Origin of the sequence: Isoptericola sp. S6320L, assembly GCF_023015685.1 — a bacterium.
In the GTDB taxonomy this organism is placed as follows: domain Bacteria; phylum Actinomycetota; class Actinomycetes; order Actinomycetales; family Cellulomonadaceae; genus Isoptericola; species Isoptericola halotolerans_A.
Window position 1 is genome coordinate 1 of sequence record NZ_JALKAT010000071.1, and the last position, 358, is coordinate 358.

Genomic DNA, 358 nt, shown 5'->3' on the forward strand with positions numbered 1-358 from the left:
CAGCACCTCGTCGACCGCACCGGTCGTGTCCACGACGTCCGCGACGACCGTGTCCACCCCGCCGTCCTCCAGCACGTCGTCCACGACGCCGTCCTGGTCGAGGACGTCGCGGACCACACCGTCGAGGTCACCCTCGAGGGCGCTGTCCAGCGTGGAGTCGACGTCGTCGAGCAGCTCCTCGACGACCTCGTCGGTCAGACCGGCCTCGGGCTCGTCGGCACCGACGACGTCGTCCACGACGCCCTCGTCACCCACCAGCCCGTCGACCAGGTCCTCGACCTCACCGTCGGTACCCAGCACCTCGTCGACCGCACCGGTCGTGTCCACGACGTCCGCGACGACCGTGTCCACCCCGCCG

1 protein-coding gene is annotated in these 358 nt (G+C 71.2%); it reads right to left on the bottom strand.

Annotation, left to right across the window (positions count from 1 at the left end):
- Positions 1–358, bottom strand: a 358-nt coding sequence (locus MWU57_RS17920; protein ID WP_246911050.1) for a hypothetical protein, incomplete at both ends; no start/stop codon positions are given.